Genomic DNA, 21,408 nt, shown 5'->3' on the forward strand with positions numbered 1-21,408 from the left:
GCTCCTACATATGGAGGATGGCTTTCATGGAGGAGAGCCATCGAGGAGGAAGTCATGCTCAAGCATAGCTTTTCTCTCGAGGACAAGTATATGGCGGAGGAGGGAAGGATCTTCCTTTCCGGCACGCAGGCCCTCGTGCGCCTGCCCATCGTTCAGATGCGGCGCGACCGTGCTGCGGGGCTGAACACCGCCGCATTCATCTCGGGTTATCGTGGATCGCCGCTCGGCGGCTACGACCAGCAGCTTGCAAAAGCGAAGAAGCACCTAGCGGCGCACGACATCGTGTTCCGGCCGGGCGTCAACGAAGATCTGGCGGCCACCGCCGTCTGGGGCACGCAGCAGCTCCACCTTTCCCCGGGCGCGCGCTATGATGGCGTCGCCGGTTACTGGTATGGCAAGGGGCCGGGCGTCGATCGCTGTGGCGATGTGCTGAAGCACGCCAATGCCGCCGGCACCGCGAAACATGGCGGCGTGCTCTGTTTTGCCGGCGACGACCATTCGGCAAAGTCGTCCTCCATTCCGCACCAGTCGGACCATGCCTTCATGTCGGCGCTGATCCCGGTGCTCTATCCGTCTTCGATTCATGAATTCATCGAATACGGCCTGCTCGGCACCGCCATGTCGCGCTATTCCGGCTGTTGGGTCGGCATGAAGTTCATCGCCGACACGGTCGAAACGACGGCTTCCGTCGATCTTGCGGGCGAACGCCGCCAGTTCGTCATCCCGGACAATTTCGAGTTGCCGCGGGATGGCCTCAGCCTGCGCTGGCCCGATCCGCCGCTGCCGCAGGACGAGCGCCTCCAGACCTACAAGGGGTATGCCGCCATTGCCTTTGCCCGCGCCAACCGGGTGGACGAGGTGACGCACGACGTGCCGCGCGCCCGCTTCGGTATTATCGCGTCGGGCAAGGCCTATGAGGATGTGCTCCAGGCGCTGAAGGAGCTTTCGCTCGGTCCGGCCGAGATGGCCGAGATCGGCATGCGCATCTACAAGGTCCGCATGCCCTGGCCGCTGGAGCCGGAGGGCGTGCGCGAGTTCTCGCAGGGCCTCGAGGAGGTGCTGGTCGTCGAGGAGCGCCGCGAGATCATCGAGAACCAGATCAAGCAGCAGCTCTTCAACTGGAACCACGGCGAGCGGCCGCGCATCGTCGGCAAGTTCGATCATCAGGACAAGCCGTTCCTGCCGCTTTCGGAGGCACTGTCCGTCGGCATGGTGGCGCGGGCGATCGCCGCCCGCCTCCTGCAGTTCGACTTCGACGCCGGCCTGAAGACGGTCATTTCCAATGAACTGGTCTATCTCCTGGAGCGCGAGAAGATCCGCAAGGCGCATATGGCGCCGGTCGAGCGCGTGCCCTATTTCTGCTCCGGCTGTCCGCACAACACCTCGACGAAGGTGCCGGAGGGGAGCCGGGCGACGGCCGGCATCGGTTGCCACTACATGGTGCAGTGGATGGACCGCGACACCACGACCTTCACCCATATGGGTGCCGAGGGCGTGCCGTGGTCGGGCATCGCGCCCTTCAGCGACGAGAAGCATATCTTCGCCAATCTCGGCGACGGCACCTATTATCATTCCGGCATCCTGGCGATCCGCCAGTCCGTCGCCGCCGGCGTCAACATCACCTACAAGCTGCTCTACAACGATGCGGTGGCCATGACCGGTGGCCAGCCCGTCGATGGACCCCTCAGCCCCGAAGTGATGACACGGCAGCTGCATGACGAGGGTGTGGCGCTAATCTACCTTGTTTCCGATCATCCGGACGCCTATTCGCCGGCGATGCTTGCGCCCGGCGTCATCGTGCGGCACCGCGACGAGATGGACCGGGTGATGCGCGATATCCGCGAGGCGCCCGGCTGCTCCGCCATCGTCTATGTGCAGACCTGCGCGGCGGAGAAGCGTCGCCGCCGCTCCCGCGGCCTGATGGAAGACCCGCCGGTTCGCCTGCTGATCAATCCCGCCGTCTGCGAAGGCTGCGGTGACTGTTCCACGCAGTCGAACTGCGTCTCCGTCGAACCGCTCGACACAGCGTTCGGCCGCAAGCGCAGGATCAACCAGTCGACCTGCAACAAGGATTACTCCTGCCTCAAGGGCTTCTGCCCGTCCTTCGTGACGGTGGAAGGCGGCCGGCTGCGCAAGGCCGCGCGCGCCAATCCCGACATGTCGGGCGTTGTCGAGCCCGACATCGTTGCGATCGGCGACCGTTCCTACAACATCGCCATCGCCGGTATCGGCGGTACCGGCATCCTGACGATCAGCGCCATCCTCGGCATGGCCGCCCATCTCGACGGCAAGTCGCCGATGATCCTCGACATGGCCGGACTTGCCCAGAAGGGCGGCGCCGTGATGAGCCACCTGCGCATCGGCCTGGTCGACGAGGACGTCTCCTCGCCGCGCATCGTCACGGGCGGTGCGGATCTCCTCCTTGCTGCCGACGACGTTGTGGCCGCCTCGAAGGATGCCGTGACGCTGTGCGACCAGCACCGCACGACCGGCGTCGTCAACACCAAGCTGACGCCGGTCGCCGATTTCGTGCGCCAGCGCGACTTCGATTTCCGCCGCCGCGATGTCGAGGGCACGGTGCGCACCGCACTGCGCGATCCCTCCCATCTTCTCGATTTCACGACGATCGCCGAGAAGGTGGCCGGGAATGCCATGGCGACGAACATCCTGATGACCGGCTTCGCCTGGCAGAAAGGCCTCATCCCGCTGACGCGCCAGTCGATCGAGCACGCGATCGTGCTGAACGGCGTTGCCGTCGACGCCACGCTCGCCGCCTTCGGCTGGGGCCGGTTGATCGCCGCCGACCTGGCCCGCGCCGAACGCCTGCTGCATGCCGGCAAGTCGGTCGCGACGCTGGAGACCATGGCGCCGGACGAACTGGTCGCCCATCGCGTGAAACACCTGACGGCCTACCAGAACGCCGCTCTTGCCGATCGTTACAAGGCGCTGGTCGAGCGTGTGCGCGAGGCGGAAGGGGCCCTCGGGCCGGACGACCGTCTTGTCCGCGCCGTCGCGCATGTCTATGCCCAGCTGCTCGCCTACAAGGACGAATACGAGGTGGCGCGACTCTTCACCGATCCTGCCTTCAAGGCCGGGTTGGCGGAGCAGTTCGAGGGCAAATACAGCATCGCCTTCAACCTCGCGCCGCCCTTCCTGAAAGGCGAGGATGCGAACGGCCGTCCGCGGAAACGCCGCTTTGGCCGCTGGATGCTGCCGGCCTTTGGCCTGCTCGCCGGCCTGAAGGGCCTGCGCGGCACCGCCTTCGACCCGTTCGGCCGCACGGCGGAGCGGCGCATGGAGCGCCAGCTCATCGCCGACTATGTGGCACTGGTCGAGCACGTGTTGCACAATCTTCGCCGCGAGAATCTCGATGCCGCCGTTGCGCTCATGTCGCTTTACGGCGAAATTCGTGGTTACGGCCCGGTGAAGGAGGCGGCGGTGACGCGGGTGCGGGCGCGCGAGGCGGAGATGCGCCTGGTCTTCGACACGGCAGGACAAGACAGAGCGGCCGCCTGAGGCCGCGATGGAGCCGGTCGTTCGGTTCCGCGATTTGAGGAAGCAGGCGGATGCCGGGGCATCCGGCCGGGGAGGACGGACATGTACGATGCTGCAATGAGCTTCGGGCTTGGTGAGGAAATCGACGCGCTGAGAGAGAGCGTGCGGCGCTTTGCGGGCGACCGTATCGCCCCGCAGGCGGCGGAAATCGACCGCAGCAACACCTTTCCCATGCCGCTCTGGCGCGAGCTGGGTGACCTTGGCCTGCTCGGCATCACCGCGCCGGAAAGTTTTGGCGGGTCCGGCATGGGCTATCTTGCCCATTGTGTGGCGATGGAGGAGATCAGCCGCGCCTCGGCCTCGGTGGGCCTCAGCTATGGCGCCCACTCCAACCTCTGCGTCAACCAGATCGTGCGCAATGCCAGCGCCGCGCAGCGGGAAAAATACCTGCCGAAGCTGATTTCCGGCGAACATGTCGGCGCGCTCGCCATGTCGGAGCCGGGTGCGGGCTCCGACGTCGTCTCGATGAAGCTGCGTGCCGAGAAGCGCGGCGACCGCTACGTGCTGAACGGCAACAAGATGTGGATCACCAACGGGCCGGATGCGGACGTGCTGGTCGTCTATGCCAAGACGGACCCGGAAGCTGGCCCGCGCGGTATCACCGCCTTCCTCGTGGAAAAGGGGTTCAAGGGCTTCTCGACGGCGCAGAAGCTCGACAAGCTCGGCATGCGCGGTTCCAACACCTGCGAACTCGTCTTTGCCGATTGCGAGGTGCCGGAGGAGAACGTGATGGGCACCGTCGGGCGCGGCGTCAACGTGCTGATGTCCGGTCTCGATTACGAGCGCGTGGTGCTCTCGGGCGGCCCGCTCGGCATCATGGCCGCCTGCCTCGACGTCGTCATCCCCTATCTGCACGAGCGCAAGCAGTTCGACCGGCCGATCGGCGAATTCCAGCTGATGCAGGGCAAGGTGGCGGACATGTATGTCGCCTTCAATGCCGCGCGCGCCTATGTCTATGCCGTCGCCGCCGCCTGCGACCGGGGCGAGACGACGCGCAAGGACGCCGCCGGCTGCATCCTGCTTTCCGCCGAGAACGCCACGAAGCTGGCCCTAGAGGCCATCCAGGCCCTTGGCGGCAACGGTTACATCAACGATTATCCGACGGGCCGCCTGCTGCGCGATGCGAAACTCTACGAGATCGGCGCCGGCACCTCGGAAATCCGCCGCATGCTCATTGGCCGCGAAATTTTCCAGGAGACGCTGTGATGCCGGTCATCCCTTCGGCCGTGAACACCCGCAGCGAAACCTTTGCGGCGAACCGCAAGGCCATGCTCGAGGCGCTCGCCCTGGTGGAGGAGGCAGCCGGCCTTGCCATGGATGGCGGCGGGGCGAAGGCGCGCGAGCGCCATGTTTCCCGCGGCAAGCTCCTGCCGCGGGACCGTGTCGCGCAATTGCTCGACCCCGGCTCTCCCTTCCTCGAAATCGGCCTCACGGCCGGTCACGGCCTCTATGACGGCGCCTCGCCCTCCGGCGGAATGATATCGGGCATCGGCCGTGTCTCCGGCCGTGAATGCATGATCGTCTGCAACGATGCCACGGTGAAGGGCGGCACCTATTATCCCATCACCGTGAAGAAGCATCTTCGCGCGCAGGAGATCGCCGCGGAGAACCGGCTGCCCTGCATCTATCTCGTCGACAGCGGGGGCGCCAACCTGCCGAACCAGGACGAGGTCTTCCCTGATCGCGATCATTTCGGCCGCATCTTCTACAATCAGGCGCAGATGTCGGCCGCCGGTATCCCGCAGGTCGCCGTCGTCATGGGCAGCTGCACGGCCGGCGGTGCTTATGTGCCGGCCATGAGTGACGAGACCGTCATCGTCGAGAACCAGGGCACGATCTTCCTTGCCGGCCCGCCCTTGGTGAAGGCTGCGACGGGGGAGGTGGTGACGGCCGAGGATCTCGGCGGCGGCGACGTGCACACCCGTCTTTCCGGCGTCGCCGATCACCTCGCGCGTGACGACCGCCATGCGCTTGCCATCGCCCGCCAGATCGCCGCCAATCTCAACACGCACAAGCCGCCGCTCGCGAAATCCGGCGAAGGCAACGCACCGCTTTACGACCCGGAAGAGTTGCTCGGTATTGTGCCGGCCGACACGCGCACGCCCTACGATGTGCGTGAGGTGATCGCCCGCGTGGTGGACGGTTCCCGCTTCGACGAGTTCAAGGCACGCTTCGGCACCACGCTCGTCTGCGGCTTTGCCGCGCTGCATGGTCTTCCGGTCGGCATCATCGCCAACAATGGCGTGCTCTTCTCCGAGGCCGCCCTCAAGGGCGCGCATTTCATCGAACTCTGCGCCCAGCGCGGCATTCCGCTGCTTTTCCTGCAGAACATCACCGGTTTCATGGTCGGCCGCAAATACGAGGCCGAAGGCATCGCCAAACATGGCGCCAAGCTTGTCACCGCCGTGGCGACGGCGAAGGTGCCGAAGATCACCGTCCTGATCGGCGGTTCTTACGGCGCGGGCAATTACGGCATGTGCGGCCGGGCCTATTCGCCGCGGTTCCTCTGGACCTGGCCGAACAGCCGCATCGCCGTCATGGGCGGCGAGCAGGCGGCGGGAGTGCTCGCAACCGTCCGGCGCGAGGGCATCGAGCGCACGGGCGGCAGCTGGAGCACCGAGGAGGAGGCCGCCTTCAAGCAGCCGACCATCGACATGTTCGCCCGGCAGAGCCATCCGCTCTATGCCTCGGCACGGCTTTGGGACGACGGCATCGTCGATCCGCGCAAGACGCGCGACGTGCTGGCGCTCTCGCTCTCGGCGGCGCTCAATGCGCCGGTCGAGCCCACTCGTTTCGGCGTCTTCAGGATGTAGAGGAGGCAATGCCATGAACCGCGAAACCATCAATGCCAAGAACGCACCCGCCCCGCGCGGCGGCTATTCGCAGGCCGTGAAGATCGAGGATTTCAAGACGCTGCTGTTCATCAGCGGCCAGATCCCCGTGTCGGACGACGACAAGTTGCCGGAAACCTTCGAGGAACAGGCCCGCCTCGTCTGGCGCAACATCGACGCGCAGCTGAAGGCGGCGGGCATGTCCAAGGCCGACCTCGTCAAGGTGACGACGTTCCTCTCCGACCGGCACCACGCGACCGCCAACCGCGAGATCCGCAGCGACTATCTCGGCGCCATCGCCCCGGCGATGAGCGTCGTGGTCTGTGCCATCTTCGACGAGAAGTGGATGCTCGAGGTCGAGGCCATTGCCGCACGATAACGCGCGGGACCCCGGTCCCGCGTCTCCCTATCCGTTTGCCGGAGGCAGGATGTTCAGAAAGATCCTCATCGCCAACCGCGGCGAAATCGCCTGCCGCGTCATCGGCACCGCCCGCCGCATGGGCGTTGCGACGGTCGCTGTCTACTCCGACGCGGATCGCCAGGCCCTACATGCTGCGATGGCCGACGAGGCCATCCGCATCGGCCCGGCAGAGGCGGCCGGCAGCTACCTGAACAGTGCGGCCATTGTTGCGGCCGCCAAGGCGAGCGGTGCCGAAGCGGTGCATCCCGGCTACGGCTTCCTCTCGGAGAACCCCGATTTCGTCGAGGCGGTGGAGGCGGCGGGCCTCGTCTTCATCGGCCCTTCGGCGAGCGCGATCCGCGCCATGGGGTTGAAGGACGCCGCAAAGGCGCTGATGGAAAAGGCCGGCGTGCCGGTCGTGCCGGGCTATCATGGTGAACGGCAGGAGGCCGATTTCCTTGCCGGCGAGGCGGAGGCGATCGGCTATCCGGTGCTGATCAAGGCCCGCGCCGGCGGCGGAGGCAAGGGCATGCGGCGGGTGGAGCGGCCCGCCGATTTTACCGCCGCGCTCGAAAGCGCCCGGCGCGAGGCGGAAAGCGCCTTCGGCGACGGCCGCGTGCTGGTCGAAAAATACATGGCCAAACCCCGTCATATCGAGGTGCAGGTCTTCGGCGACGGGCACGGCAATGTCGTGCATCTCTTCGAGCGCGATTGCTCGCTCCAGCGCCGCCACCAGAAGGTCATCGAGGAAGCGCCGGCACCCGGTATGACGGCGGAGATGCGGGTCGTGATGGGGGAGGCCGCGGTGCGTGCGGCCGCGGCTATCGGCTATAGCGGTGCCGGCACCGTCGAGTTCATCGCGGACGTTTCCGAAGGCCTGCGGCAGGATCGCTTCTACTTCATGGAAATGAACACGCGCCTGCAGGTCGAGCACCCGGTGACGGAGGCGATCACCGGTCTCGATCTCGTCGAATGGCAGCTTCGCGTCGCCGCAGGCGACCCCCTGCCGAGGCGGCAGGACGAGCTTGTCATCGACGGCTGGGCCTTCGAGGCCCGGCTCTACGCGGAAAACCCGGCGCGCGACTTCCTGCCGGCGACCGGCCGCCTTACGGTCTTCGACCTGCCGGGCGAAGCGCGCATCGATTCCGGCGTGCGCGTCGGTGATATCATCACCCCATACTACGATCCGATGATCGCCAAGGTGATCACCCATGGTCGCAACCGCAGGGAGGCGCTGGCGCGGCTGGAAGCGGCGCTCGAAGCCTGCCGCGTCGGCGGGCTGACGACCAATGCCGGTTTTCTCGCCCGTCTCTGCCGCCTGCCGGCCTTTGCTGCGGGCGATGTCGATACGGGCCTGATCGGTCGGGCAGGCGAGGGGTTGCTGGCCGATCCCGAAGCAGCCGAGGAGGTTTTTGCACTTGCCGCCCTCTCGGCGCTCGGCTTTCTTGACGCACCGGCCGACCCTGATCCATGGAGCCAGGTCCGCGGTTTCCGGCTGTGGAGCGAGGCGACCCGGAGCGTCTTTCTCGACCATGGTGGTGCGGAGCATGCGCTGCGGATCACCTTCCGCGGCGTCAACCGTTTCCGCGTCGAGCACGCTGGCTTCGCTACCGAGATCGGCCTGCTGGCGAGCGACGGCCGGTCCGTGCGCGCGGATGTCGATGGCCGCATCCTGTCTGCGACCGTTCATCGCGACGGTGCCGATACCATCGTCTTCCTCGGCGGTCATGCCCATGCCTTTTCGCTTACCGAGGAGGCCGGCCACGAAGGCGAGGCAGCGGCGGGTGGTGACCGGCTCTCTGCCCCCATGCCGGGGCTCGTGCGCATCGTTTCCGTCGCGCCGGGCGCGCGCGTCACCCGCGGCGATGCGCTGGTGACCATGGAGGCGATGAAGATGGAGCTGGTGCTGGCAGCCCCGCGTGACGGGGTGGTGGCCGTGGTGCCCGTCGCCGTTGGCGATCAGGTGGCCGAAGGCGCCTTGCTTTTGGCGCTGGAGCCGGAGGAGGCAACATGAGTCGTCGCATCGAAATCGTCGAGATGGCCGCCCGCGACGGCCTGCAGAACGAGAAGGCGATCATCCCCGCCGCGGACAAGATTGCACTGATCGATCGCCTCTCGGATTGCGGATTCCGCCGCATCGAGGCGACGAGCTTCGTCAGCCCGAAATGGGTGCCGCAGCTTGCCGACGGAGCCGAGGTGATGGCCGGTATCGCGCGCCGGCCAGGTGTTTCCTATGCGGCGCTGGTGCCCAACATGAAGGGTTACGAGGCGGCGAAAGCCGCCGGTGTCGATGAGGTCGCCGTCTTCCTCTCCGCCTCCGAAGGCTTTTCGCAGGCCAACCTCAACTGCTCGATCGCCGAGAGCATCGAGCGGGCCCGGCCGGTCGCGCAAGCGGCGAAAGCGGATGGCATTCCGCTGCGCGGCTATGTCAGCTGCGTCGTGCAATGCCCCTATGACGGCCCGGTGGCTCCCGCCGCCGTGGCATGGGTGGTCGGGCAGTTGCTGGCTCTCGGTTGCCACGAGGTGAGCCTTGGCGACACGATCGGCCGCGCCCAGCCGGAAGAGGTCGCGGCCATGCTGGATGTCGTGCTGACGATTGCCGCGCCGGAAAGGCTCGCCGGCCATTTCCACGATACGGGCGGGATGGCGCTCGACAATATCCGCGCCGCGCTGGATCATGGACTTGCCGTCTTCGATGCCTCGGTCGGTGGGCTCGGCGGCTGCCCCTATGCGCCGGGTGCGCGCGGCAATGTGGATACGCTTGCCGTCGCCGACATGCTGGCGGCGGCGGGGTTCGAGACGGGCCTCGACCAGGAGAAGCTGGCTCTGGCCGCCGCTTTCGCGCGCCGGATCGCCGGCAAGGGCGCCTAGCATTTTGCGCCCTTGAGGGGCGAGGAGGTGAAGCCATGAATTTCGAGACGATTTCCGTATCCGTCGACCGGCGCGGCGTGGCTATGCTCACGCTGCGCCGCCATGCGCAGCACAATGCGCTGTCCGGCCCGATGATCCGCGAACTGACGGCGGTCGCCGGCCTTCTCGGCGAGGACAGGGCCGTGCGCCTCGTCGTGCTCACCGGCGAGGGGGAAAGCTTCTGTGCCGGCGGTGATCTCAACTGGATGAAGGAGCAGATCGCGGCCACGCGCGAGGTGCGCATCGTGGAGGCACGCCGGCTTGCGGTGATGCTGAAGGCGCTGCGCGACCTGCCCAAGCCGCTCGTTGCCCGGGTCAACGGCCAGGCCTATGGCGGAGGCGTCGGGCTCGTCAGCGTCTGCGATGCGGCGATCGCTGTGGAAGGTGCGCGCTTCGGCCTGACGGAAACCCGCCTCGGCCTCATCCCGGCGACGATCAGCCCCTATGTCGCCGCCCGTATCGGCCCCGCCGCCTTCCTGCGCTTCGCTACGTCCGCTCGCCTGTTCGATGCGCTGACCGCACGCGATATCGGCCTCCTCAGCGCCGTCGTTCCGGCCGAGGCACTGGACGCGGCGGTCGAGGCCGAGATCGCCCCCTATTTCGCGGCCTCGCCGGAGGCGGTCGCGGCGGCGAAGGCGCTTGCCCACGCGCTTGCCCCGCCGATCGACGACAAGGTCATCGACATGACCCTGACGCGCCTGGCCGACACCTGGGAGACGCCGGAAGCGGCGGAGGGGGTCACGGCGTTTCTGGAAAAGCGCAAGCCGGGATGGGTGCAGACGGATACGGCAGGGTAGCGTCCCGGTGACGTCGCAGCTCTGGCGTTACCCCTGACGCTAGCCCTCTCCCCGCATGCGGGGGACGCGCCCTGCCAATGGGTAATGGTTGGGGAAACCGGATATCTCCTTCGCCCCGCTTGCGGGGAGAAGGTGCCGGCAGGCGGATGAGGGGCAGCCCCCGCTACTCGATGAACACCCTGACGCTGGCTGCCCGCCCGGCGGCGTCGATGACGGTCAGCGTCGAGAAACCAGCCCCCTCCGGCATCCACTGCGTCGTGCGCCGGCGCGCGGCATCGGGCAGGACCTTGCCGTTGGCGAGCCAGCGGAAGGGCGCCCGTCCGCCCTGGAGCTTCAGCACGAGCGGTGAGATGTCTTTGCCGGTCGTCGCGCCGAGTTCCACATGGGCACCTTCCGGCGGATAGACGATTTCCGGTGCCGGTTCGCGTGCCGTCGTGGCCACAAGGCCGCTTGCCGTGGTCGAGAAGCGGCGAAGGCTTGCCGGAAGCTCGGATTGCGCAATGCGCACCGCGCCGGCTGGCGCGCGCGGCAGTGCGGTGATGGCGAGGCCGGACCGGGCGAAGGCTTCGAACAGGATGGGCGCGGCGGCGCCGTAGCCGGTGAGGCCCGGCACCGCGCCGTTGTCGGCCCGGCCAACCCAGACGCCCAGCACATGGCGGCCATCATACCCGACGGACCAGGCATCGCGATAGCCGTAGCTCGTGCCGGTCTTGTAGGCGATGCCGAGGCGGCGGCTGCCGGTGGGCGGCGTGACGCCGGAAAGCACATCCGAGACATGCCAGACGGCGACGGGGTCGAGCAGCGGATCGCCCGTTATCACCGCCGCGTCGCGCACGATGCCATCGCCAAGGCGCACCGGCAGGCCGCGATTGGCAAGCGCCGCGTAGAGCTGGGTGAGGTCGCGCAGCGTGACACCGACGCCGCCAAGGCCGATGGCAAGGCCGGGCGTTTCGCCCGGCGGCAGCTCGGGATGCACCTCCGCGCGGCGGAAGCGCACCATCAGCCGCGTCGGACCGACCGCCTCCAGCAGGCGCACGGCGGGCACGTTCAGCGACAGCTGCAGCGCTTTGCGCACGCTGACGTCCCCCTGGTAGGTCATGTCGAAATTGCGCGGACGATAGCCGGAAAAGTCGGCAGGCCGATCCTCGACGATGGTTTCCTGCGCGACGAGGCCTTCCTCGAAGGCAAGGCCGTAGATAAAGGGTTTCAGCGCCGAGCCGGGCGAGCGGCGGATGCGCGTCATGTCGATCCAGCCGGCACGGCTGCCGTCGAAATAGTCCGCCGAGCCGACCTCGCCGAGGATCTCGCCGGTGCGGGCATCGGCCATCACCATGGCGATCGAGACCTTTGGGCCGAGTCGCTCGGCCGCCTCGCGCGCCACCGTCTCCAGCCCGTCCTGCACGGTGCGGTCGAGCGTCGTCCTGTGTTCGGTCGCCTTGGCATCCTTGCGCAGCGCAAGCTCCGAAAGGTGCGCGGCATAGGCGGGAAGCTGGCGGCGGCGGTCGGGCACCGCTTCCGCGCTGGCGCGCTCTGCCTCGCCCTCGCCGATGATCTCGGAAACGGCCATGCGAGCGAGCACGCGCTCGCGCGCCTTCTCCGCCACGGCGCGGTGCCGGTCCGGCCTGCGCTTTTCGGGAAGCTGCGGCAGGGCGACGAGAAGGGCGGCTTGGGCGACGGAAAGACGCTTCGGCTCCTTGCCGAACCAGGCGAGGCTGGCCGCACGTACGCCTTCCAGATTGCCGCCATAGGGGGCGAGCGTCAGGTAGAGATCGAGGATCTCGGCCTTGGAGAGGCGCCGTTCGAGCTGGACCGCGCGGGCCATCTGGCGCAGCTTGGCTAGCATCGAGCGGTTCTCGCGCGGCTCGATCAGCCGGGCGACCTGCATGGAAAGCGTGGAGGCGCCGGAGACGATGCGGCCATTCGTGACGAACTGCCCGGCCGCACGCAGCAGCGCCAGCGGGTCGATACCCGCATGCTCGTGAAAACGCCGGTCCTCATAGGCGACAAGCATGCGCAGAAACTGCGGATCGACATCGGCAGCCGTGGTCTTCAGCCGCCAGAGCCCGTCCGGCGTCGCGAAGGCCCGCAGCAGGCGGCCGTCGCGGTCGAGCACTTCCTTTGAAACGGTGTCCGCCACGGTGACCGGCGGCGGATAGGCGCGATCGGCATAGTCGAGCCCGGCGGCGAGGGCGGCGATGAACGCCGCCCCGCCGAGGGAGCCTATCAGGAGCTTGCGCCAGAGCGCCATTGGCCTGTCCTCTCGCTCAGCCCCTTACTCGGCCTTGACGACCTGCATGCGGCCGGTTGCCGTGCGGGCGGAGTATTGCGGACGGTACATGTCCTCCACCTGTGCGGCCGGGTGGTCGTAGGTGCCCGGTGTCACGGCGCGCACGACGTAGGCGAGCGTCACCTCGCGATTGTCGCCTGCACTGCGGTTGAAGGCCGCGACGAAGCGGTCGTAGCGGAACTCCGTATGGGCAGGCTCGATCTCGCCGATCCAGTCGAAATTCGCGAGCTTCGCGCTGTCGACGAGGCTCGGATTGTCGATCTCGAAGCCGGCGGGCAGGAGGTCGGTGATGATGATGCGCGACGGCCAGTCATTGTGCTCCGTCACTTTCAGCACCACGACGTAGCGCTCGTTCTGCGTCGCCTCGGAGACATTCGCCTCCTCGCCGTCCAGCGTGTAGTAGCTGCGCTCGATGGCAAAGCCGTCGCCGCCGGCCGGCAGCGGGTCGGCCGGGGCTGCCACCGTCGTCAGCATGGCCGAGACCGGCTCGCCGGTACGGTTGGCAACCGTCAGCGGGTTCTCCATCAGCGCCTTGCCCGTCATCTGCGCGGCGTAGCCGCCGGAATGCGCAGCGCCGTTGATCTCGAGCTCCAGGCCCTTGTCGGCATCCTTCACGGAACGGGCGGCCAGCAGCATCCAGGTCTGTTCCTGCGTGCTAGTCCAGCGCTTGTCTTCCCACTGCTTGGCGACGAGCTTCGTCAGGTCCGGAATGATGGTGGGAACCGGGCGGGCTTCGGCGGCAAGCGCCAGAATGGCAGCCCCGTCACGCAGCGACGAACCGTAGTCGGTGCGCGAGAGGCTGGCATTCAGCACGCTGTCGCGCGACAGGCCGAGTGCATTGGAGAAGATCGTCATCGAGCGTTGCGCATCGCCGTAGAGCCCGAGCGCGGCGGCAAGGTGCGCGCGGGAGAGCGGCGAGGAGAACTCCGAGAGTTTCGTGTCGGCATAGTAGCGCAGGTCGCTGATCGCGGCCTTGCGGTTGCGGGCGAGCACATAGAGCGCATAGGCGATCTCGTTGCCCTGGCTGGAGACGTTGACGTCGTAGGAGATGGCGTTCTGCAGGTTGGAAAGCGCCTGCAGCATGGCCTGCTCCGGCACGTCGAACTTCTGCTCGCGGGCCCGCGTCAGGAAGTCCGTGACGAAGGCGTCGAGCCACAGGTCGCCGTAGCTCGGCCCCCAGAGGCCGAAGCTGCCGGAGGAGGACTGGTTGGCCAGCACGCGATAGATCGCGTCCTGCACGCGCTTCTGCGTTTCCGTGTCCTCGGCAAGGCCGGACTGTTTGGAAAGCTCGCTGAGATAGAGCAGCGGCAATGCACGGCTGGTCGTCTGCTCCGTGCAGCCGTAAGGGTAGCGATCAAGCGCCATCAGGAGCGCCGGTATGTCGAAGGCCGCGGCGCGCGAAACGCTGAGGCTGACGGAAGCACCGGCAAGCTGGCTGTCGGCCAGGAGTTGGTCGTCGATCGTCAGGCTGCCATTGGCGGCGATCTCGATCGGCCGGCGCGTGGTGATCGGCATGGCGGCCGGGCGCACCGGCACGTTGAGCGCCTGCTCCAGCGACATGCCGGAACCGTTCGAGAGCTTGACCGTCACGACGCCGTCGCCGGCCTCGCCGCCGATCAACGGCAGGGTGAGCGCCGTCTTGCCGCCCGGCTCGAGCCGCAGCGTCTGGCCCGCACCGGTCTGCTCGACCATCACGGAGGCGTTGTGGGTGACTTCGACCATGTAGTCACCGGCCGGGGCATCGGTGTTGGTGATGTCGAGCCTCAGGTCGGCGCGGTCCCCGGGAGCGAGGAATTTCGGCAGGCTCGCGGTTACCACGACCGGATCGCGGATGACAACGTCCTTCGACGCGCTGCCGACGCCGGTCTTCGTCCAGCCGACGGCCATGATGCGGGCCGTTCCGTTGAATTGCGGAATGTCGAAGCTGACCTTGGCCTTGCCTTCCGCATCGAGCTTCACAGGGCCGGCGAAGAAGGCAACGAGCTTTTCGGTCGGTGGATTGCCGGAAAGCGCCCCTTCGCCGCCGTCGCCGCCGGTGCGCAGCCGCCCGGTGGCGCCGAGCGAGCCGTCGATCAGCCGGCCGTAGAGGTCGCGAATCTCCATGCCGAGCCGGCGCTGGCCGAAATACCAGCCGGCCGGATCGGGCGCTTCGTAGCGGGTGAGGTTGAGGATGCCGACATCGACGGCGGCGACCGTGATATAGGCTTCCTCATTGGCGCCTGCGCCGGCAAGGGTAAGCGCGATATCGAGCGGCTGGCGCGGCAGCGTCTTTTCCGGAACGTCGAGTGCGACATTCAGCTTGCGGTCGGCCGGATCGACCTTCAGCCAGGTGATGCCGATGGCGCGCATCGGCATGCGGCTTTCCTGGTCCGTCCCCGGACGGAAGAGCGTCGCAGTGACGTAGGAACCGGGACCCCATTCCTTGGTAATCGGTATTTCCACCTCGCCGCCCTCGGCGCCGATGGCGGCGGTCTGGGTGGCGATCAGGCTTTCGGCGCCGATGGTGATCAGCACCTGGCCGGCATGGCGCGACGAGATCTTCAGTTTGGCCGTGTCGCCGACCGCATAGTTTTCCTTGTCGAGCGAGATTTCGAGCGCGTCGGGCGTTTCCGTCGAGGTTGCGGCGACATACCAGCCGGCGTCGAACTCGATGCTGGTCGCCGGGCCTTCGGGCTCCGCGCTTTCCACTTCCAGGCGATAGCGGCCCCAGGTGACAGGCACCGATATGCGCCCGCCATCCTTACCGGCATCGACCGTGCCGTCGGCGATCTGCTTGGTCGAAAGCACCGGCTCGTAACGCCACGAGCTGCCGTCGCGATACCATTGGTAGTTCCGCTCGACGGCGAGCAGCTTCCAGGGCATGCCCTGCATCGCCTGCCGAGAGCCATCCGGCGCCACAGCGACGACGGTGAAGTTGGCAACGCTGTTTTCCGCAAGTCCATCGGAAAATTCCGGCTTTACGCCGATCATCGCACCGGCCGCCTTGACCGGGAGGGTCAGGTTGCGCTCGACGGCGCGGCCGCCCTCTTCCATCATGCGCAGCGTGACCAGCGCTTCGAGGCGCTGGGTGGTCGAGGGAAGGTCGGCGATGTTCACCTCGAAGGTCGTCTTGCCGTCGTCGTCGAGAACGTCGAGGCCTTCGAGCGGCGTGGTGCTTTCCTCAAGGGCCTCCTCGTCGGCAAGACCGAAGACGTAGCCGGGGAAGGCGGCGTCCTGGCGGGTCGGTTTCAGGGCGACATCGCCCTCGATCTCAAGGCCCGCGCCCGGCGCGCCGTAGAGGTAGCGGCCTTCGACGGAGACCTCCGCGGGAACGCCGGTTTCGATGGCCTTCGTTTCGCTCGCCATGTCGAATTCGATGCGGTCGGGCACGAAATCGTCGACGAGAAACTGCTTTTCGCCGATCGCGCTCCCCTTGGGATCGGTGAAGATCTGCATGGTCCAGGTGCCGCGCATGCTGTTTTCCTGCAGCGGCAGGTCGACGGCATGGCCGCCGAGCGCGGCACCGTCGCTGACGATGCGGCGATCCTCAACGCCATCAGGGCGATTGAAGACGAAGGTGAGCGGCAGTTTTTCGACGGCATTGGCTTCGATGTCGCGGGCGAGCGCCGTCGCGTGCACGGTCTCGCCGGCACGGTAGATGCCGCGCTCGGTCCAGGCGAGCACGTCGATGGCGCCTGGTGCCGGCCGGCCGGTGACGCCGCGGTCCGAGAGGTCGAAGCCGGCGCGTGTCATGTCGAGGAAAACGAAGTCGGACGTGCCCTTCTTTGCGAGGATCACGGCTGGCGTGTTGGCGGCGGTGCCGCGCATCAGGCCGGCGGTGAAGGTCGCGCGGCCGTCCGCATCGGTCGTCGCGGTGCCGAGCACCTCGTTGTTCTTGGCGATCAGCTGAAGCTCGACGCCGTCGAGCGGGCCAGCGCTGTCGAGCGAGCGGGCGAAGACGTTGAGGCCATCCGTGCCGGCATAGGTGGTGAGGCCGACATCCGAGACGACGAACCACTGTGTCGCCTTGGCATCCCATTCGTTGGAGCGGCCGTTCGAGGCGGCGGCGGTCAGGACATAGACGCCGGGCTTGCGCTCCGGCAGCGCCTCGTCGACCGGGAAGCTGGTGACGACGTCCTTGTTGAGCTCGGGCGAGATATCGATCTTGCCCTGCCAGACGAGTTCGCCATTGTCGTTTTCGATGCGGCTGGCGGAGTAACCGTCGAGCTGGGTGAGGAAGCGGCTTTCGGAAAGCAGCGAGGTGATGGCACGGTCACCGACGCGGTAGAGCTTCAGGTCGGCGCTGTCGGTGTTGACGGAAACGATCGGGATGCCGCGGCGCACGCTTCCCGGCAGCACGAAGCCGTCGCCGGTGAAGCGCACCATGGCGGCGCGGTCCTGCACATAGATGTCGAGGTCGACGACCGATTCCAGCGGTTCGTCGACCGCCGACGGCAGGCCGGGGCGGAAGGCGATCTTGTAACGCTGGCCGTGGTTCAGTCCCTCGACGCAGATCTGCCGGTCCTTGGCCTCCACGGCTTTCGGTGCCGCGCCGTCCAGCGTCACGAACGATGCATAGTCCGCGCCGGACTTGACGAGCGGTTCGGAGAACTCGACGCAAGCCCGTGGTGTCGCGCTGTCGGAATCGATGGTGTGGTTGACGACGCGGAAGCCCTGGCGGGCGCGGAGGCCGAGATAGGCCGAACGCACGGCGACGTCCTCCTTCAGCTCCAGACTTGCCTTGTAGGCATTGATACCGGCGCGATAGTTGCCCGACTTGTCGAGCGTGTCGGCAAGCACCGCCAGCGCCCGGGCGCGGGTTTCCGTCGTGCGCGAGAGGTCATAGGCATTGATCGCCGCAAGCGCACCCTGGCCGGCGAGGTAGCTGTTGTTGTAGGCGCGAGACATGGATTCGGCGGTCTCGATCCAGAGATAGTAGTCGTCCGGCGTCAGCGAAAGCGCACCCTTGAAGGCGATCAGCGCCTGGTCGAAGCGGCCAGACGCGGTCTCGATGCGGCCGAGCGAGGCAAGGCTTTCCGCACCCTGGCCGGTATGCTCGGCGGCGAGCGACATCGAATTGCGGAAGGAGCGGGCGTCGCTCATCATGTAGTCGCTGATGAAGGCCATGGCCGGCGGTGCGCCGATATCGGCGGCGGCGTCCGCACGCACGATCTTGCCGGCGACAGCGCCCTGGAAATGGTTGAGCTGGTTGAAGTCGCTCTTCAGGAAGCACCACTTCACCTTGGGATTATAGGTGAAGGCGCGGCAGGACAGGTCGTCGACGCAATCGGTCTTGCACTGGTCGAGCGTGACGTCCTGCACGGTGCGCAGGTCGAAGCCGAAATAATCGCTGTTCTCGCTCGTGACCACGGTGCGCGTTTCCTGCGCGCCTGCAGGGAGGGGAGGGGAGGCGACGGCAGCCAGAAGAAGTGCCGAGAAACCGAAGAATGCGCGCATAGACATGAAGTCCTCCTAACGCTGCCCGTCTCGTTGCCGCCGCCACTGTCCAGACCCGGATACGGCTTGTCAATCGAAAGACGGAGCGCGTCGGGGGGGCCGGAAAAGGGGGGGCGCATGGAACCAGGGGGAAGACGTTTCAGCGTCGCTGTTCAATCGCCGGAAATGCGAAATTTTTTGGCAAGGCGCCGCGTTAACCTTTTGTTAACCATATCGGCGCAGACTTCAAATCACGGACGAACCGCTTCTGTCATATCGCTGTAACAGCGGGCCGATAGAAGCATCGTCAGACACGAAAGTCGTGTTTCGCAAGCGCGGTGACCACGGATGTACTGGCACCCCGTGTGAAACACTTCCCCGGCCAGGCCGGGATGAGGAAGCGGGGGGATAACCCTCGCTTTTTTCATTTGCGCGCTGCCCTTTCGCGCTGGACCCTCCCCGGGCTTTGCCATACCCATGAGGCCTGCAGGGTACTCGTCCTGCCAATTTTTCCCTGCTCCCCGGGACGGTTTCATGTCCGACGTCGCCCTCAATGTTCTGCCCATCTTCGCGCTGATTTTCATCGGCTGGCTGCTCGTGCGCACCGGCTACCTGCGCGAGGCACTGGGGGAGGGGCTGGGAGAGTTCGTCTTCCGGGTCGCCGTGCCCGTCCTCTTGTTCCGCACCATCGCGGAGGCCGATTTCGCCGGCGAATCGCCCCTGCGCATCTGGATCGGCTATTTCGCCGGTGTTGCCTTCACCTGGACGGTCGCGCATCTCGTCGCCACGCTCGGCTTCAAGCGCGACCGCCGGATCGGCGTGCTTGCCGGCGTTTCCTCCGCCTTCGCCAACACGGTCTTCATCGGCTTGCCGCTGGTCTCGCGCATCGTCGGCGAGGAGGGGCTGGTGGCGATCTCGGTGCTGCTTTCCGTACACCTGCCGGTCATGATGATCGCCGGCACGATCCTGATGGAGCGGGCAGAGCGCAAGGACGGCACGCGCGAGCCGCAGAGTATCGGCACGCTCCTTCTCGGTATCGGCAAGAGCCTGGTGCGCAATCCGCTGGTGATCGGCCTCGTCGCCGGAGCGCTGTTCCATACCGGGGGCGTGCCACTGGCCGGGCCCGTCAAGGTGGTGGTCGACCAGCTGGCGGGGGCGGCGGCGCCGGCAGCGCTGATCTCGATCGGCATGGCGCTCAACAAGTACAAGGTCGGCGGGAATGCCGGCATCGCGCTTGCGATGACCAGCCTCAAGCTCGTGCTGCTGCCGGGCTCGGTCTATGTCGCCTGCCGGCTGCTCGGCCTCAGCCCGGAATGGACGGCGGCAATGGTGCTGTGCTCCTCGGTGCCGACGGGCATCAATGCGTGGCTGCTCGCCAACCATTTCGGCGTCGGCCACGCGCTTGCCTCATCGACGATAACAATGACGACGGCGCTCGGCGTCTTCACGGTTTCCTTCTGGGCCTGGCTCCTGGGGTGAGGCTGTTTCCTTGTGGCGGCAATAAAAAACCCGGCGCGATGGCCGGGTTTTTCGTCTTATGCGCTGGCGTCTTACTGAGCCGGCTGTTCCGTGGTGGTGCCCTGCGTTGCGGTGCCGCCTTCGGCCGGGGCTGCGCCCTCGGTCGTCGTTGCGCCGCCTTCTGCGGGTGCTGCGCCTTCCGTCGTGGTGGCAGCGCCATCAGCAGGAGCTGCGCCTTCGGTTGCCGTCGCACCGTCTGCCGGAGCCGCCGCGCCTGCATCCGCACCTTCGCTGGAAGCGGTCGGCAGCGGAGCCGGGTTGTCGGAGAGCGTGCGCAGATAGGCGATCAGGTTGGCGCGTTCGTCGTTCTTCTTCAGGCCGGCAAAGCCCATGGCGGTGCCGGGAACGTGCTTCTTCGGCGCCTCCAGGAAGAAGCTGAGGTGGTCGTAGTCCCAGACGATCTTGTGGCCTTCGGAGAAGGTGGTCATGCCGGCAGAGTAGCTGAAGCCCTCATGCGAGGCGACCGGGCGGTTCACGATGTCCCAGAGACCGGGTCCGACCTTGTTCGGTCCGCCCTTCTCCGTGGTGTGACAGCTCGCACATTTCTTGAAGACGGTTTCGCCGGCTGCCGCGTCGGCGGTCGCGAGCAGCGTGGCGATCGGAACGACTGCAGCGGCTTCGCCGCCGCCGGCTGCCTCGCCGCCGGTTTCCTCTGCCACGATCGCGAAGCCTTCCTTCTCGGGAGCGCCCGAATGGAAAATGCCTTCAGAAGCGATCGACACGGACATCAGTACGAAAACGGTGCCGAGCAGGGCACCTACGCCCATGTTCACATAAGAGTTCATCCAAACGCTCCCCTAGGAACCGGCGGACACACGCCGGCCAGTCTTGAAATCGCGCGGAACCTATGTCTTTTGCTGCTTCGTTGCAACAGTGATTGTAGCCCCCGCACTGAGACTTTTTGACACTTTTCCCGGGGGTTTTGAAGGGCTGCAGATGAATTCCGCCAATTTTGACAAGACCCTCGTTCTCATTCCCGCGCGCATGGCCTCGACCCGGCTTCCGGGCAAGCCGCTCGCCGACATTGCGGGCGTGCCGATGATCGTGCAGGTTGCGCGCCGCGCGGCCGAGGCCAATGTCGGACGGATCGTCGTTGCCGTCGATCACCAGGATATCTTTGACGCGGTGGTGGCCGCCGGCTTCGAGGCGGTGATGACCCGTGTCGACCACCAGTCCGGTTCCGACCGCATCCATGAGGCGCTGACCAAGAGCGATCCCGAGGGGCGGGCCGAAATCATCATCAACGTGCAGGGCGACCTGCCGACGATCGATCCGGAGACGATCCGCGCCGCCCTTCGCCCGCTGGAAAATGCCGCGACCGACATCGCCACCCTGACCACCGAGATTCGCGACGAAGAAGAAAAGACCAATCCGAATGTCGTGAAGGTCGTCGGCTCGCCGCTCAGCGACAGTCGCCTGCGCGCTCTTTACTTCACGCGCGCGACGGCGCCGCACGGCAAGGGTCCGCTCTACCACCATATCGGCCTCTACGCCTACCGTCGCAAGGCGCTGGAAGCCTTCGTCGCGCTGAAGCCCTCGACGCTCGAAAAGCGGGAATCGCTGGAGCAGTTGCGCGCCCTCGAAGCGGGTATGCGCATCGATGCCGAGATCGTTGACACCGTTCCGCTGGGTGTCGATACTCCGGCCGACCTCGAAAAGGCCCGCGCCATGCTCGCGGCCACCCCTCTCTGACCG

General features: G+C 66.5%; 12 protein-coding genes. 9 read left to right on the forward strand and 3 right to left on the reverse strand.

Going from position 1 to position 21,408, the window contains the following annotated elements:
• The first annotated feature begins 54 nt into the window (after positions 1-54).
• The 7 genes from P9A16_RS13530 to P9A16_RS13560 all read left to right on the forward strand — a co-directional run bounded on the left by P9A16_RS13530 (position 55) and on the right by P9A16_RS13560 (position 10,493).
• Entirely contained in the window at positions 55-3,516 is a 3,462-nt protein-coding gene (locus P9A16_RS13530) for an indolepyruvate ferredoxin oxidoreductase family protein (RefSeq protein WP_278025729.1), read from the forward strand.
• 96 nt (positions 3,517-3,612) lie between these two features.
• Complete coding sequence (locus tag P9A16_RS13535; protein ID WP_278025736.1) at positions 3,613-4,761, forward strand: isovaleryl-CoA dehydrogenase; 1,149 nt, start codon at positions 3,613-3,615, stop codon at positions 4,759-4,761.
• Positions 4,761-6,368 (forward strand): carboxyl transferase domain-containing protein, encoded by a 1,608-nt coding sequence (locus P9A16_RS13540; protein ID WP_023515557.1) that lies wholly within the window; start codon positions 4,761-4,763, stop codon positions 6,366-6,368. Before P9A16_RS13535 ends, P9A16_RS13540 begins: the two co-directional genes overlap by 1 nt.
• A gap of 13 nt (positions 6,369-6,381) precedes the next feature.
• Entirely contained in the window at positions 6,382-6,765 is a 384-nt protein-coding gene (locus P9A16_RS13545) for a RidA family protein (RefSeq protein ID WP_023515558.1), read from the forward strand.
• A 49-nt stretch (positions 6,766-6,814) separates the two neighbouring features.
• Positions 6,815-8,800, forward strand: a complete 1,986-nt coding sequence (locus P9A16_RS13550) for an acetyl/propionyl/methylcrotonyl-CoA carboxylase subunit alpha (RefSeq protein WP_024270193.1) — start codon at positions 6,815-6,817, stop codon at positions 8,798-8,800.
• Positions 8,797-9,657 (forward strand): hydroxymethylglutaryl-CoA lyase, encoded by an 861-nt coding sequence (locus P9A16_RS13555; protein WP_023516184.1) that lies wholly within the window; start codon positions 8,797-8,799, stop codon positions 9,655-9,657. Before P9A16_RS13550 ends, P9A16_RS13555 begins: the two co-directional genes overlap by 4 nt.
• A gap of 35 nt (positions 9,658-9,692) precedes the next feature.
• Positions 9,693-10,493 (forward strand): crotonase/enoyl-CoA hydratase family protein, encoded by an 801-nt coding sequence (locus P9A16_RS13560; protein WP_023516183.1) that lies wholly within the window; start codon positions 9,693-9,695, stop codon positions 10,491-10,493.
• Positions 10,494-10,656: 163 nt separating this feature from the next.
• On the opposite strand, the gene pbpC is transcribed toward P9A16_RS13560, so the two are convergent.
• Both pbpC and P9A16_RS13570 read right to left on the reverse strand, forming a co-directional pair.
• On the reverse strand, positions 10,657-12,741 hold the full coding sequence (gene pbpC, locus P9A16_RS13565; protein ID WP_024270006.1) for a penicillin-binding protein 1C: 2,085 nt from the start codon (positions 12,739-12,741) through the stop codon (positions 10,657-10,659).
• A gap of 24 nt (positions 12,742-12,765) precedes the next feature.
• Entirely contained in the window at positions 12,766-18,216 is a 5,451-nt protein-coding gene (locus P9A16_RS13570; RefSeq protein ID WP_037405181.1) for an alpha-2-macroglobulin family protein, read from the reverse strand.
• Positions 18,217-18,729: 513 nt separating this feature from the next.
• Between P9A16_RS13570 and P9A16_RS13575 the strand changes: the two genes are divergently transcribed.
• Positions 18,730-19,674 carry an AEC family transporter gene (locus P9A16_RS13575; RefSeq protein ID WP_023515736.1) on the forward strand — a complete coding sequence of 315 codons (945 nt, stop codon included), beginning with the start codon at positions 18,730-18,732 and terminating at the stop codon, positions 19,672-19,674.
• A gap of 71 nt (positions 19,675-19,745) precedes the next feature.
• Here the strand turns inward: P9A16_RS13575 and P9A16_RS13580 are convergent, their stop codons facing one another.
• A complete protein-coding gene (locus tag P9A16_RS13580) occupies positions 19,746-20,498 on the reverse strand; it encodes a c-type cytochrome (RefSeq protein WP_023515735.1) in 753 nt (250 codons plus the stop codon).
• A gap of 151 nt (positions 20,499-20,649) precedes the next feature.
• On the opposite strand from P9A16_RS13580, the gene P9A16_RS13585 reads away from it, so the two are divergent.
• Positions 20,650-21,405: a 3-deoxy-manno-octulosonate cytidylyltransferase gene (locus tag P9A16_RS13585; protein ID WP_023517209.1), complete on the forward strand. Its 756-nt coding sequence runs from the start codon at positions 20,650-20,652 to the stop codon at positions 21,403-21,405.
• Positions 21,406-21,408: the final 3 nt, after the last annotated feature.

This window comes from Shinella sp. 838 (assembly GCF_029623935.1).
Classification (GTDB): Bacteria; Pseudomonadota; Alphaproteobacteria; order Rhizobiales; family Rhizobiaceae; genus Shinella.

Coding starts and splice junctions, on each gene's coding strand:
- P9A16_RS13550 (WP_024270193.1), top strand. CDS start 6,815: ATGTTCAGAAAGATCCTCATCGCCAACCGCGGCGAAATCGCCTGCCGC.
- P9A16_RS13555 (WP_023516184.1), top strand. CDS start 8,797: ATGAGTCGTCGCATCGAAATCGTCGAGATGGCCGCCCGCGACGGCCTG.
- P9A16_RS13530 (WP_278025729.1), top strand. CDS start 55: ATGCTCAAGCATAGCTTTTCTCTCGAGGACAAGTATATGGCGGAGGAG.
- P9A16_RS13540 (WP_023515557.1), top strand. CDS start 4,761: ATGCCGGTCATCCCTTCGGCCGTGAACACCCGCAGCGAAACCTTTGCG.
- P9A16_RS13545 (WP_023515558.1), top strand. CDS start 6,382: ATGAACCGCGAAACCATCAATGCCAAGAACGCACCCGCCCCGCGCGGC.
- P9A16_RS13585 (WP_023517209.1), top strand. CDS start 20,650: ATGAATTCCGCCAATTTTGACAAGACCCTCGTTCTCATTCCCGCGCGC.
- P9A16_RS13535 (WP_278025736.1), top strand. CDS start 3,613: ATGAGCTTCGGGCTTGGTGAGGAAATCGACGCGCTGAGAGAGAGCGTG.
- P9A16_RS13570 (WP_037405181.1), bottom strand. CDS start 18,216: ATGCGCGCATTCTTCGGTTTCTCGGCACTTCTTCTGGCTGCCGTCGCC.
- pbpC (WP_024270006.1), bottom strand. CDS start 12,741: ATGGCGCTCTGGCGCAAGCTCCTGATAGGCTCCCTCGGCGGGGCGGCG.
- P9A16_RS13580 (WP_023515735.1), bottom strand. CDS start 20,498: ATGAACTCTTATGTGAACATGGGCGTAGGTGCCCTGCTCGGCACCGTT.
- P9A16_RS13560 (WP_023516183.1), top strand. CDS start 9,693: ATGAATTTCGAGACGATTTCCGTATCCGTCGACCGGCGCGGCGTGGCT.
- P9A16_RS13575 (WP_023515736.1), top strand. CDS start 18,730: ATGTCCGACGTCGCCCTCAATGTTCTGCCCATCTTCGCGCTGATTTTC.